Raw genomic sequence first — 13,234 nt, forward strand, 5'->3', positions numbered from 1 at the left:
TACGGTTCACATTAAGTTGACCGGCAGTTAACGTAACCCTAGTTTTCGGATAAGGCGTTCTCGTTTATCGAGCCACCAGCCGAATTCACTGTGCCACATAGAATACCCTTCGTCCGCGCCAAGTTCCGCTGCTGCATGTAAAGGCCAGTTTGGATCATCAAGAAGCTCCCGCGCCATGGCGATCATATCGGCGTTCCCATTTCCAATAATGACTTGGCATGCCTTGGCATCCCAAAGACAGCCAACGGCCATTGTCGCAATACCGGCCTCCTGGCGAATACGATCGGCAAATGGCACTTGAAATCCTTGGGCGATTTTCATCCGCCGCGGACGTTTCCGCCCTCCAATGCCACCGGTGGAACAATCAATCATATCGACACCTTCGCCAGCAAGTGCCCGGGCAATATCGATAACATCCTCGACTTCAAGCCCGCCCTCTAACCAATCAGTCGCAGACAGGCGAAAGGTTAGTGGATATTCTTCAGGCCATTCTGACCGTACTGCTCGTGCAACCTCTATTGCAAAACGACAGCGTCGTTGCGCATCCCCACCCCATTTATCCGTTCTTTTGTTAGTAATAGGCGATAGAAACTGGTGCACCAGGAAACCGTGCGCGGCATATATTTCGATGACTCTAAAGCCGGCTTCTGTTGATCGTCTGGCGGCTGACTTAAACGCCTGAAGGGTTTTTTCGATCTGCGTCTCTGACATCTCCATGGGTGTCTGCCAGCCCTCTGCATACGGGATTGCCGAGGGTGCCATAGCTTCCCAGGGAGCTTCTTTTCGATTCTCAATATCCTGTTCGTCTACGGGCGTTTCACCGTGCCAAGGTCGCCGTTCCGAAGCCTTGCGACCAGCATGACCGAGCTGAATACCTGCAACGGAGCCTTCTTTTGAAATAAATTTAGTCACCGGCAACAACAGTTCGATCTGCCCATCTTCCCAAAGCCCCAGATCACCGTGTGTTCTACGGCCATCAGCTTCTACTGCCGTCGCCTCAGCAAATATCAGTCCTGCACCGCCTAGAGCAAAACGTCCCAGATGCACAAGATGCCAGTCATTGGCATACCCTCCCTTAGCCCGATATTGGCTCATGGGAGAAACGGCAATACGGTTTTTAAAGGAGACGCCACGTATTTGTATCGGATCAAACAAGCCGGTCATAGGTATTTAGGTCCATCAAGCTATTGTCGTGAAATCAAAATTTTTGACAAAAATGCCGAGGGCGTGGATTACTGTTTAATCCATGCCCTCGGCACTCGAAACTTAGGCGCAACCGCAAAGCACACATATGTGCATCGCTTTGCCGTGCCTGTCTAGAGGAAATTCGACGCTTTAAACAAGCGCTCCAAATAATATTCCTTCGAGATTTTCAAGTGTCAAGAATGCCCCTATGCCGGCAACTACAGCGCCAGCAATTCGGGCTTCAACAGCCTGCGCGGCGGTCGCCTTCCAGATCTTAACAACTATGTAACCAGATGCCAGTGCGATGCCGTATTGCAAAACACCGAGGCCAATCAGATAGCCAATGAGAACTGGCGCACCAACACTGGCCTCCTGCGCAGCAATTGAATCGCCAAAAGCGGAACCATGGAACAAACCGAAGATCGCAAATAGTGCGATGGCGGGCGTAATGCTAAGGGCTCGGCCCGACAGTACAATATAGCCGATTGTGAGGAGAGAAAGTCCGATAATGACTTCCTTGAAAGGAAGACCGATCCCAAAGCTCATCATCAAACAGCCAACTAGCATTGCGCCGATATAAGCCGCAGGTGCCAATCGGGCATATCCAGTGTACAGGGCTGCGACACCGATCGCGATGACAAAAAACAGATGATCAAAGCCGAGAAGCGGATGCCCAATGCCGGATAAAAGCCCTTGAGCGAAGGTTTCCATTGGTTGCCCCCCTAAAGGGTGATGTGCCAAAACCGGCGTCGCGCTAATGAGTACGCCGAGTGCGGCAAGAAAATACTTTTTCATGTTATATCCTTTTTTTTCTAACAAATATGACTGCAATCGCTTAGCCTGCCCCTTTAACAAGAACTGGCGCTTCCCCGAAGCCACGATGTTCATCCGCTGCCCGCCAATCTTCTTTAACAGTGGCAAGAACCTCGGCACTTGCCACCTGCTTCTCGCTAACCAACTTTTCCAGCGCATTCAGCCAATGCTTGTAATAAGTATCCCCCAGATCAGGGTCGCCACCCGCCTGTGCCACTTTTATTTCGTTGGACAAGATTTCACACCATTCCGACCAATCGAACACACCATGGTTATGAAGATCAAGGGTCATGGCAAAGGCTTTCGCCTCCCAAGGAGCCGCGAATACGGGCCCACCTTCGTCATGGGGAAGATGCGGCGTTCTTTTTAAGTCAGAGCCTTTGATATAGTCGTTCATTATGTTGCCCGCATATAGTTGTCAAACATATCGATATACAGGAACATATTGCCACTGTGATCTTCACCCCAGAGTTCCTTGAAAGAAAATTTGACGGAATAAACATGTTGCGGTGTTTCACCCCGGCCATGGGCACTGGTATCCGGAAAGGCAAAGACACCATGGTCCCTGTCCACAGTTCCTTTCTTGCCCCGAACATATCGTGGTAACCGCGTATGATGTACCGGGTTGATATTCTTGATCTCCACGGCATCACCCGTCGTAAATTTAGGAGCTATTTCCTCGTCAATACGTGCAGAAGCTCCAGTACTTAGTAAGCCCGGAACGATATCTGTTGTAAGTAATGGCATTAGGTCTCCTCCATCGCAATATGTTTTTTGCGTTCATCAAGTTCTTCTTGAGTTACAACGCCTTTTTCTGTCAACAAGGTTTCCAGTGATGACAACCAGTGCTCATAATAGCTAGATTCCAGGTAATGCGCCGGGTCCATTCGTTCGATCGCGTGGCGAAATTCGTCAACGTTATAATGGCCGCCAGCAAAGCAGGATACGAACATTCCCATCATCCGTTTTTCCCACTCATCATGAAAAACCGGTTCGTTCTGCTCGGCGATAACCGGGCCCAATCCGTCCATCCCACCAAGATCATGTATTCCGTTCATTGTTTCTTCTCCCGTTAATAAGGTTGGATTCAGGCAGACGCAGCAAGGCCGGTTCCAATCATGGAATCACGTGTGACAAGGTCCACAAGGTCTTCTTCGCTCATACCATCAGAACCCGCTGGGCGCTTTGGAAGAACCAGATACCGAAGCTCCGCATTACTGTCCCATACACGAATTTCAGTACTTTCCGGAATTGATACGCCAAAATCATCCAAAACACCTCGGGGATCTTTGACAACTTTGGCCCTATACGGTGCCGCTTTGTACCACACCGGAGGCAGGCCAAGCGTAGGCCACGGATAACAGGAGCATAACGTACAAACGACCATATTGTGGATATTGTCCGTGTTCTCGACTACGAGCATATCCTCTCCTTGAACGCCAGAATATCCCAGTTCCTTGATGGCATCGGTTGCATTTTCCAGCAACCGTTTCTTAAACTCCGGGTCTGTCCAGGCCTTTGCGACGACTTTCGCGCCATTTCGGGGGCCGATCTTTGTCTCATATGTTTCAACGATGAGGTCAACAGCCTCTGAGTCAATTAATTTTTTTTCCGTTAGCACTGATTCCAGCGCCTTGACGCGCAGCTCAACGTCCGAAAGGGGCTTGTTATGCGGATGATCATGGTCGTGGGCCATTTGTTTCTCCTGTAAAGTTAAATTGTTTTCCAGTCGACTGACGATGCAAAAGCATCCGCAGCCTGATAAATTGCTTTTTCACCATATTGCTTCCCAATTAACATCGCGCTCACAGGCAAGCCGTCTCTCATGCCGCACGGAATAGCCATTGCGGGATGCCCAGTTACATTAAAAGGTGCGGTGTTCGGCACCATCTCAAAAGCACGCTGCAGGTAAAGTGCAAGCGGTGCATCCGCCTCAGGCAGCGGCGTTGCTTTCATTGGAGTTGTCGGCATTAAAAGCAAATCGTACTCGTTCAATGCATCATCATATGCCGCCGTAAGGCGGCGCGCGATGTTCATTGCCTTCGAGTAATAATGCCCCCGATAATGACGGATAAAATACTCGCCGACAAACATGCTAATTTTCAGGGAATCCGAAAGCTCATCGGCGCGATCACGCCAATTGGCATGCGCATTCAGAAGGCTTGTGTTGTGCAAGCCCTTCCAATTCATTCCCATGCCATTGCCATGCATCATCTGCCACTGTAGCCCTTCAAGCGTAATGGGTGTCCAGATTGCGGCACCGGCCAGATGCATAGGAATAGAGACATCGCTAACTGTCGCTCCCAGCTTCGCAAAACGGTCGGCTGCGTCCCTCACACTATCATCAACGTCACTTTCACTGCTTTCAAACCCAAAGCCTTCGCTGACAACGCCGATTTTTAAGCCTTTAACATCCTTACCAAGAGCCTCAGTATAGTCTTCCGATTTGGCGTTATATTGCCGTGGATCCAGGCCGTCTTCACCTGCTATAACTTCCAACATTAATGCATTATCCGCAACTGTTCCCGTAATTGGTCCGAGATGATCAATGGTGGCCTCAATCGGCATCGCACCAGTATAAGGAACCAGACCATGGGTTGGTTTCATTCCATATGTGCCACTAAATGATGACGGTAACCGGACAGAGCCGCCCTGATCACCACCAATGGCCATATCAACTTCGCCCAGCGACGTCAGGACTGCGCTGCCTGATGATGAGCCGCCAGCTGAATATCCCATTTTATGTGGGTTATGAACAGCTCCCGTCGCATTCGTATGACTTCCGCCTGATAAACAGAAGAATTCACAATGCGCCTTACCTTTTATGACCGCACCCTCGTCTAACAATCTAGTGACAACCGTTGCATCAAGATCGGGTACATACCCCTCAAGCGTCGAGGCACCATTCATCATAGGAACGCCGGCAACACAGACGTTGTCCTTCACGGCAACCGTCTTTCCTAGGAGTTTTCCCTTCCCGCTTCCTTTAATTTCCGATTTTACGTACCACGCGTTATGTGGGTTTTCTTCAGGAGTTGGACGGTAACCAGGCGTTCTTGGATACTTGACTAAGGGTTTTTCATCCGGCAAGGACTCAATTAAATCATAGGCCGGAAAATTTCCCTCCATAGCAGTGAGAAACTCAGCTACGCGTTCTGAGCTCATGGACATACCAAGATCAGCAACTATCTCTTCCAATTGTACCTGCGTTGGGCGTTTTACGGTCATAGTTTAAATCACACTCCATTTTTTAGTTAGTTAAATCCAGTCATACCCTCGCAAGACGCATCCTAAATAGGCTTTTGCAGCGTTCCATAGAACAATCGCATTGTTTTGAGCGCGACATTCGCTTTCTATTTACTGTGGAAATCGGTACGTTCGTGAATCGGAGATTAATAGAATATATTTTCCATTTCAAGTAAAATATATTCTGCCGGCCTTTTTACTTGAAGTGTTGTCACATTAACTTCCTGGGCATTGTCAGCGGAAAACGGCTTGAGCGAGGCATTGCTCACATTAACTTCTTAGCAACGAAATAATAATTGTATTAGTTTTCATTGATGCTAAATTCCTCCTATTCCCGGGACCGATTTCCACCTCATATCATTCAGCATGCAGTCTGGTTGTACGCTCGTTTCACGTTGAGTTATCGGGATGTAGAAGATCTGTTGGCCGAACGAGGACTGGATATCTCTTACGAAACGGTGTTGTCACATTAACTTTTTAAACGCAAAATATCGGTGTTCATCAAAAGGTGGGTTGTTATATTTCAAAGACTTAGGAGGTTCTCAATTCCTCCAATAAAACTAAATTGGGCGAGTATCGAGTTAATGTGACAACACCCCGTGGAAACCCTTTCGCAAGACATCCAATATCGGTCGTCGTACCTCCAACATCACAAACAATTGCGTCTTCAAGGTTTGTCAGGAATGCCGCGCAGAAGCATTTGGCGTTTGGAAAAATGCAAGCATCGTTGCTTAAATAATTCCACTTAGGATTCTATGAGCTTTTAGCAAGTTAATATGACAACACCTCATTAAGTCCCGAGCTCAATTCTGGGTGGCGGCACCACGTATTAGTTTTCAAATTTATGACGGCTTTCAAAAAGATCATGTGCAATGTCACTTCCATAACAGACAAGGACAGCTCCTGAGGACAAATTGGCGTTCTCGTCAATAACATCACCATAAAACTCTTCTTTGGTGCGAACGGATAGCAGCGTGAGAGGCAATGTATCGAGTTGCAAATCTTTCACGTTAGTATTTTCAGGACTGGTGAACAGATGTTCAGCTATGCTGAAACCGTCTTCTAATTGCAGCAATCTGTGAAATTTGCGTGTCCCAAGCGATGTCACCTTTCGAAGGATGATACCGATCATTCCGCACATTACTCGATCAATATACTTGTTGGTGGCGACCAAGAAAATGATCCCGATCGCAATCAGGATACTGACCGTCTGGAAAGCAAGAGCGCCGGTTTCATTTTCTGTTCCAATAAAGGTAACAATAAAAGTCGAGGCGACAGACACCAATCCCAATTGCCCGAATATCATCAATGAAACCAAAATACGTCGGCGTAGCGGATAGTTGACAATCATCTCGGATTCTTGGGTCGTGAAACCGGTCCCCGTAAGGGCAGAGATACATTGAAGGCGGGCGACATTATCCGGCAACCCTGTGAGCCGCATAGCGACGGAAGCGATACGAACCACAAGAACAGAAACGGCGAGTAAAAAGACAATTGTCAGTGCTGCGGCCATCCGAAATTATACTCCTAGTTTTTCAAGACCGATCGTAAATGAGGCGTCAACAAACGAAGGAAGTTGCTGCGATATATCAGTTAAGGAAAGTACTTCGTCACCAGTAGCGATAGCGCCTACAAATCCTTCTGTATGCCAATGCCCTGGTTCTGGTGCCGTTGGCAAATCATCTGCATCTAAATGTGGCCAAGGATTTATGTAAAAATAAGGCTGATCATAACCATCATCGCCCGGCGACATGCCAACGCCGATACCTTTCGCCGTCTCAAAGTCTCCGTCTTCGAGCCCGACATACGTCGCGATATCAAAATGATGTGGCCAGCATCTTACTGGGCTGGGGCCGGGCGAAAGCCCCTCATTCGCTTTCGCAAAGCCCGATAGCACATGATGGGCTATATCGAACCAGTCGGCAAGAACCGAAAGGGCCAAGCTTTCACTGTCCAAGTTGAAAGTATCTATTTTTTCTACAGCTGCGGGAAGTTTATACGGCAACTTGATAGCCGAGGCGGCTTTCAAGTCGTGCTTCTCCAGAGTTTCATCAAGCCATGCCATGGCTTTGACTTCCGACATATCCGCCAGATCCAATTCTGCAATCACAAGGACCTTCTTCCGGATTAAGAGTTTCAACGGCGAGAGAGATACGCCGACAGATAATTCATCGCCGCCAACAAGAAGTGGCTGTGAAAAAAATGCCCGATTTGAAGAATTCCACCCCAAATTTGAATGACTATCGTCAGCGGCGACCGGTAAGTTAGCGCGCGCGGCTTTGGTTGCAAACTGCACCGCTTTATGTGCGATGTTCCGTGCGGATACCAAATCCCCTGGTAAAATTTTTCGTAGCACAATTTCTTGTTCCATTTTGAATCCTTCGATTACATGGGCAAAATTCAATTTTAAACGAGTTCCGCGTCAGTAATGATTTCCACAAGCGCCGGACCCGCGTATCCTAATGCTTCCGAAATAGCCTGTTCTAGCTGTTCCGCTTTCGTGACTTTGACACCTTTTCCCCCACATAACTTGGCGAAAGCTGAAAAGGAGGGATTATGCAACGAGGTTTCCCAGACCGGCCACTCTCCCGAGCGTTGTTCTTTGGATATCTTTCCAAGCTCAGAGTTGTTCAATAGTATATGGGTGATATCCATCCCATATTTAACGGCGGTGGTGAAGTCCATTGGATATTGACCAAAGCCGCCATCCCCTGAAATTGAAATGATTTTACGACCCGCAAATTCTTCAAAATCCTGTGTAGCCGACCACGCACCCATAGCCGCCGGAAAGCCAAACCCGATAGATCCCAAATAGCCGGACATCAAAACACGCTGACCTTTGGTCTCAAAATACCGCCCGAAAGAATAAGTATTATTCCCGACGTCCACAGCTATTATTGCGTCATCCGGGCAAAGTTTAGACAGGACATCGAACACGGCGGCAGAATGAACGCCTTGACCTCGTTCTTCCAAAAGACGGGTTTTTTTCTCCTCGCGCCAGATATCCCATCTTTTCTCAACTTCAGAAATTTGATCAGGTACAGATGCCGATCGGGAAATCTTCGGTGCAATAGCTTTACAAAAAGCACCAATTTCACCCCATATAGGAAGCTCTACCGGATGAAATTTTCCAAGCTGCATCCGATCAAAATCGACTTGTATTATCGGTTTCGAACGCTCAATCCCAGTATGGTTTGAAAAGGATGAGCCCAGACTGATTATTAAGTCTGATTCGTTCATGAACCAGCTCGCAATCGGCGTCCCGGAACGGCCGAGAACGCCTGCCGCATTAGGGTGACCATCCGGAATCAATCCTTTTCCCTTAAAGGTCGTCAATATCGGAGCACCGAGTTTTTCGGCAAGACTTATGATTTCTTCGCGAGCTTGAACCCCACCGTGACCAAGGATTACAATCGGACGTTTGGCTTTGTTAATTAGGTTCAACGCTTGATCAAGGTCGCCCTGATCCGGAACGACGATTGACCCACTAATACGGCCAGTCGGACCTGCTGCCTTAGCATCACTTGGAACTGTCTGAACATCGTCCGGGAAGATAAGATGCGCAACGTCCCGTTCCACTATTGCAGCCTTACAGGCCAGAGACATCAGTTCAGCATGATTGGAGCTTGAGAGTACCGGTTGCGAAAATTTTGAAACTGCACTGAAGGCTGATTTTAGATCGATGTCCTGAAAGGCGCCTGGCCCAAAAACCTGTGTTTGAACTTGCCCTGTCAAAGCAAGTATTGGCGCTCGATCGACTTTCGCATCCCACAAGCCGGTCAGCAAATTTGTCGCGCCAGGTCCAGCAATTGTCAGGCAAGCAGCAGGTCGGTTGGTCAGCTTCCCGTAGGCTGATGCAGCAAAAGCCGCCGCACCTTCATGACGGACACCCACATAACTTAAAGCGCCCTCAACAACCTGCAATCGGATGGCATCCGAGAGGCCAAGATTGGAATGGCCGACTATGCCAAAAACGCGTTTTACACCCCAATTTACCATTGTTTTTGTCATCACATCGGTGACGGTAGAAACATGATCCGGCTCGGCCTCCAACCCAATAAAGATTTTCTCACCGCGTATGTCGACTGGGTAGGTTTTCTGCCCTGAATCTTCGTGTCCGCCCGGAGGCGCACCCGTAATAGGATCAAAATCCCACCCATGCCAAGGACATCTGATCCAGCATTCACCATCAACACCTGTTTCAATAGATCCCTCGCCAAGTGGGCCACCTTGATGCGGACAATGGTTATCCATCGCTGCCCATCTGCCGTCAAAATGTGATAGACAAATTGATGTCGTACCCGCTGTTACAGTTTTCACGCGTCCTTCTGGCAGATCATCCATTCGACCAACTGACACCCAATCAAGGTTCTCTTCGTTCATATTCCAATCCTTCAATTGCTCAGTACTTTTAATATTTTTGGCCGTCGCTTAGGACATGCCGCCGAAACCAATACCGGAAAGATCTGCCATATCCTTCTTCCAGCATGTTAGATCATCAATTGAGAACTCCGAGAGATGGTCATGACCACAAGCACGCGCCATCACCTGCATTAACCCAACAGACGCTTCGAAAAAATTTGTGAGTTGCTGGGCAGATTTTTCAACCACAAGACGGTTCATGAGGTGCGGCTTTTGCGTCGCTATTCCAACAGGACAGTTGTTTGAATGGCACGCGCGCATAGCAATACAGCCGATCGCCTGCATTGCAGCATTTGAAACAGCTATTGCATCAGCACCCAAGGCCAGCGCTTTAATAAAATCTGCCGGCTTGCGGAGACCACCCGTTATAACCAAGGTTACATCCGAACGCCCCAAGCTATCCAAATGCCGCCGAGCGCGGGCAAGCGCGGGAATTGTCGGCACAGAAATGTTATCTCTGAATATGATTGGTGCCGCCCCGGTGCCGCCGCCTCGGCCGTCCAAGATAATATAGTCCACACCGACGTCCAATGCGGCATCAATATCCTTTTCAATATGTTGAGCCGATAGTTTATATCCAATCGGAATGCCGCCAGTCCGGTCACGCACCTGATCCGCAAAGTCCTTTATTTGACTTGTTTCCGTCCAATCTGGAAAGCGGGCCGGAGATATAGCTGGTTCTCCTTCTGCCAATCCTCGAACGTTGGCGATTTTTCCTTTGACCTTCGGACCAGGCAAATGGCCGCCGGTCCCTGTTTTTGCCCCTTGTCCACCTTTGAAATGAAAAGCCTGAACACTATTTAGTTTCTCCCAGTCAAAACCAAATCGGGCAGATGCTAGTTCGTAGAAGTACCGCGTATTTTCGGCTTGCTCCTCCGGAAGCATTCCACCTTCACCAGAGCAAATCCCAGTCCCTGCTCTTTCTGCTCCCAGCGCAAGCGCAACTTTGGCTGGCTCGGACAAAGCGCCAAAACTCATATCAGAAACAAACAATGGAATTTTAAGCCGAAGAGGCTTTTGAGCATTCGGCCCGATAACAACATCTGTACCAATGGGATGATCATCCAAATGGGGCACTTTATGCAACTGCGCCATCAGCAACTGTATGTCATCCCAATCAGGTAGCTGATTGCGCGGGACGCCCATGGCGTCTACTTGACCGTGATGTCCAGTTTTGGACAATCCGTCGCGTGCATACCCTTGGATCAAACCGTTATAAGGTTCTTCTTCTGTTCCGTGGCTGGTGTCTGCATAAAGGCCAAGGTAGGCCTCCCGGTTAAAAGGCTGCGGATTTGCAACAGACCATTCCTTGATCTCATCCTCATCAACAAATATTTTCCCATCTTCGATCCAGTTGGAAAATTTCGGCAACACTTCTTCATTGGCATATTCAGAAACCCCGGAATCCAATCTGTAATCCCAGTTATGAACACCGCATATCAGATTATTTCCCTGAACAAAACCGTCAGACATTAAAGCCCCACGATGTAGGCATCGGCCATAAAATACGGACACTTCGTCATCAAACCGTACAACAACCAGATCCACCTCTCCGACAATTGCGTATTCAGGTTCTCTGTCTTGCAAGGTATCGAGTTTTAGAATTGAGATCTTTTTCATAAGAAGTCCTGACCTATTGTCATTATTGTGTGAAAATTATTTCGTGATAAGAGGTTTAGCCGAGGTTTCAATGGGCTCTGTTTCAGCGCAAGGTCCTATCTTCTTTAGGTACGCGGCATAAAGTTTGGCGCCTGGTAGCGCAGTGAAACCATGAAGTAACGCGCTAATCCAAACGGTATTTATAGCGAGGCTGAGTATTGGTTCTGCGTATTCATGATCTATGGTCGGCACGACCAAAAGTGCGAACAAAGCTGTCGCCAAGCCGCGGGGGCCAAACCAGCCAAAGAAAATTCGGGTTATTGTGGACGCATCTGTCCCGATGAGTGACACCCAGATGGCCAAAGGCCTTATCACCAAAAGGCTAACCATGACGACGGCGAGTGTTTGCCAATTAAACAAGTGCAGTGCTTCCGGCATAAGTGCCAAACCGAGCAAAAAGAAGGCTCCCCAAGTAAGAAACTGCCCTTCACTTTCCATAAATTCATAGACAAATTTGCACTGACCTTTGACGACATTACCGAAAACCAATCCGCCAGCAAATGCAGCAATGAAGCCGTTGCCCCCGATCTGTGTAGCCCCTAGGTAAGCAGCACCAGCAAGGGCGATTGCGCCGATACCTTCGAAGGTGTCAGCCGTTAGCTTCTTCTTTTTTGCTATTAATAATGCCCTACCTCCGACATAGCCTACGATGATACCAATCACTGGGCCCAGTATGAGTTGCTTTGCACCGAACACCGCCCAATTCGTCTCATTTGGATCTATTGCCTCGGCAGTAAAACAGGCAAACAACAATATGGCCGGCAGGGCAAGTCCGTCGTTTAGCCCGCTTTCAACCGTCAGCGCTCTTCGAGATCGTTCCGGAACCATAGAATTTGTTACGACTACTTGTCCGAGGGCGGCGTCCGTCGGCGCCAATATTGCCGCAAGCAAAGCAATTGCAAAAATTGACCAGCCAGGCAACAACACCCAAAAAGCAACAACACCTAACGCGATCGCAAGCGGCAATCCAATAACAAGCATGCGCGTCGGCCAAACGTGTCGTTTCCGCAATGCCGAAAGATCGATTTGTGCCGCATCTAAAAAGAGAAGAACCACAAGTGCCACTTCAGCAACTAAATGCAAAATTTCTTCAGCCTCACCATGAGTAAATAAATCAGTCTTTGATAACAGCAATCCGAACGCAATGAACATCATCGGCGCAGTAATAACAGTCATCGTCAGTCGCTTGGCAATCATCGCGAATGCAGCTGTGAATACAGAGAGAATAAGTAAACCCATAGTCATCGAATTGTTGTATCCCTCAGTTATCGTTCCCTTAGTCAGATGCAAAAAATTATTATGGTTACAATAAAAACTGTGTTGCTATCCTACTATATTCCAACCAATGTTATAAATAACAATATCGAGATCAATGATTGACGGATGATACTGCGCCAATAGTCGCCCCACCGCAGGTAACTGAAAATGTTATCGCTTTGATAAAACAAGATGCAGCCGAGACAATACATTTTGTTAATGCAAATTTGGTGTTGTCACATTAACTTTATGGCAAGAGTTTCTGCGTTGGTTTAGTCTTCTTCGATGCAAAAGATCTCCTATTCCCGGCATCGGTTTCCACCTCATATCATCCAGCATGCCGTGTGGCTTTATGCCCAATTTACATTGAGCTATCGGGATATTGAAGATCTGTTGGCCGAACGAGGTCTAGATATTTCCTACGAATCCGTTCGAAGATGGTTTCTAAAGTTTGGTGAACCAATCGCCAGAAACCTGAGATCTTCTCGCCCTACTCCAAATGATATATGGCACCTGGACGAAATGGTCATCGTTATCCGAGGGGAACGGCATTTTCTGTGGCGTGCGGTTGATAGCGAAGGTGAAGTTCTAGATTTCCTTGTACAGCCGAGGCGAAACACCAAAGCTGCCTTGAAACTGATGCGTAAACTAC

The 13,234-nt window shown here is 48.1% G+C and carries 13 protein-coding genes and 1 pseudogene; 2 read left to right on the top strand and 12 right to left on the bottom strand.

All coding sequences use genetic code 11. From position 1 onward, the window contains the following. Positions 1 to 27: 27 nt before the first annotated feature. From V7723_RS10390 to V7723_RS10420, 7 genes are all read right to left on the bottom strand, one after another. Complete coding sequence (locus tag V7723_RS10390) at positions 28 to 1,164, bottom strand: NADH:flavin oxidoreductase/NADH oxidase (protein ID WP_335684398.1); 1,137 nt, start codon at positions 1,162 to 1,164, stop codon at positions 28 to 30. Between the two features lie 171 nt (positions 1,165 to 1,335). Then, positions 1,336 to 1,980, bottom strand: a complete 645-nt coding sequence (locus V7723_RS10395; protein WP_335684399.1) for a HupE/UreJ family protein — start codon at positions 1,978 to 1,980, stop codon at positions 1,336 to 1,338. Between the two features lie 40 nt (positions 1,981 to 2,020). Further along, entirely contained in the window at positions 2,021 to 2,395 is a 375-nt protein-coding gene (locus tag V7723_RS10400; protein WP_335684400.1) for a nitrile hydratase accessory protein, read from the bottom strand. Beyond that, positions 2,395 to 2,745, bottom strand: coding sequence for an SH3-like domain-containing protein (locus tag V7723_RS10405; protein WP_335684401.1), 351 nt, complete (start codon positions 2,743 to 2,745; stop codon positions 2,395 to 2,397). The genes V7723_RS10400 and V7723_RS10405 overlap by 1 nt, the downstream gene beginning before the upstream one ends. Continuing rightward, a complete protein-coding gene (locus V7723_RS10410; protein ID WP_335684402.1) occupies positions 2,745 to 3,056 on the bottom strand; it encodes a hypothetical protein in 312 nt (103 codons plus the stop codon). Before V7723_RS10410 ends, V7723_RS10405 begins: the two co-directional genes overlap by 1 nt. Before the next feature lie 29 nt (positions 3,057 to 3,085). Continuing rightward, on the bottom strand, positions 3,086 to 3,694 hold the full coding sequence (gene nthA / locus V7723_RS10415) for a nitrile hydratase subunit alpha (protein WP_335684403.1): 609 nt from the start codon (positions 3,692 to 3,694) through the stop codon (positions 3,086 to 3,088). Positions 3,695 to 3,711: 17 nt separating this feature from the next. Further along, on the bottom strand, positions 3,712 to 5,226 hold the full coding sequence (locus tag V7723_RS10420) for an amidase (protein ID WP_335684404.1): 1,515 nt from the start codon (positions 5,224 to 5,226) through the stop codon (positions 3,712 to 3,714). Positions 5,227 to 5,558: 332 nt separating this feature from the next. Here V7723_RS10420 and V7723_RS10425 point away from each other — a divergent pair. Further along, positions 5,559 to 5,705: pseudogene (locus tag V7723_RS10425) on the top strand (IS6 family transposase); the annotation flags it as partial. Between the two features lie 368 nt (positions 5,706 to 6,073). On the opposite strand, the gene V7723_RS10430 reads toward V7723_RS10425, so the two are convergent. Genes V7723_RS10430 through V7723_RS10450 form a run of 5 tightly spaced genes read right to left on the bottom strand, consistent with a single transcriptional unit; the run spans position 6,074 to position 12,570 of the window. Then, positions 6,074 to 6,757 carry a hypothetical protein gene (locus V7723_RS10430; RefSeq protein ID WP_335684405.1) on the bottom strand — a complete coding sequence of 228 codons (684 nt, stop codon included), beginning with the start codon at positions 6,755 to 6,757 and terminating at the stop codon, positions 6,074 to 6,076. A 6-nt stretch (positions 6,758 to 6,763) separates the two neighbouring features. Continuing rightward, complete coding sequence (locus tag V7723_RS10435) at positions 6,764 to 7,615, bottom strand: hypothetical protein (RefSeq protein ID WP_335684406.1); 852 nt, start codon at positions 7,613 to 7,615, stop codon at positions 6,764 to 6,766. 35 nt (positions 7,616 to 7,650) lie between these two features. Then, positions 7,651 to 9,627 (bottom strand): thiamine pyrophosphate-binding protein, encoded by a 1,977-nt coding sequence (locus V7723_RS10440; protein WP_335684407.1) that lies wholly within the window; start codon positions 9,625 to 9,627, stop codon positions 7,651 to 7,653. Between the two features lie 48 nt (positions 9,628 to 9,675). Next, the gene (locus V7723_RS10445; protein WP_335684408.1) at positions 9,676 to 11,286 is read right to left on the bottom strand and encodes a glutamate synthase-related protein; all 1,611 of its coding nucleotides are present in this window, start codon (positions 11,284 to 11,286) and stop codon (positions 9,676 to 9,678) included. Between the two features lie 36 nt (positions 11,287 to 11,322). Further along, positions 11,323 to 12,570 carry a cation:proton antiporter gene (locus V7723_RS10450; protein ID WP_335684409.1) on the bottom strand — a complete coding sequence of 416 codons (1,248 nt, stop codon included), beginning with the start codon at positions 12,568 to 12,570 and terminating at the stop codon, positions 11,323 to 11,325. Positions 12,571 to 12,867: 297 nt separating this feature from the next. Between V7723_RS10450 and V7723_RS10455 the strand changes: the two genes are divergently transcribed. Then, the coding region (locus V7723_RS10455) for an IS6 family transposase (RefSeq protein WP_335684410.1) at positions 12,868 to 13,234 on the top strand (367 nt) is incomplete at its 3' end.

The sequence above is a fragment of the Sneathiella sp. genome (assembly GCF_036960985.1).
GTDB lineage: Bacteria > Pseudomonadota > Alphaproteobacteria > Sneathiellales > Sneathiellaceae > Sneathiella.